At 74.2% G+C, this 400-nt stretch carries 1 pseudogene; it reads left to right on the plus strand.

From position 1 onward, the window contains the following. Positions 1-400: pseudogene (locus ACEN88_RS34460) on the plus strand (hypothetical protein); the annotation flags it as partial.

Here is a 400-nt window from a genome sequence, read left to right on the forward strand (position 1 = left end):
GCACGACGGCGGCGCCGAGCGGGCGCCGGGATCGACGTTCAAGATCGTCAGCGCCCTCGGGCTGGAACTGGCCGCGCAGTCCGACCGCCAGCTGGATGCCCTGCTGGACGGCCTGCCGCTCGCCGGCATCAACGCCGCCGCGCACGAACGGGGCTTCGCCTTCCGCACGGATGCGCCGACGTATCCGGTCGAGGGCCGCGCGCGCATCACGAACTTCCGCGACCAGGGCCTGGACCGGCGCGCCAGGGATGGCCGGCTGGGCCTCGCGCAGGCGCTGACCTACAGTCTGAACACGTGGTTCGCGTGGACGGGAGAACTGTCCGACCGGAGCCTGCTCGGCCGGCCCGACGGCGGCGTGCCCGACCTGCAGCCGCTGGAACCGGGCGCGCTGGACCCGGTC

The organism is Massilia sp. CT11-108, assembly GCF_047302915.1.
Classification (GTDB): domain Bacteria; phylum Pseudomonadota; class Gammaproteobacteria; order Burkholderiales; family Burkholderiaceae_D; genus Telluria; species Telluria orientalis.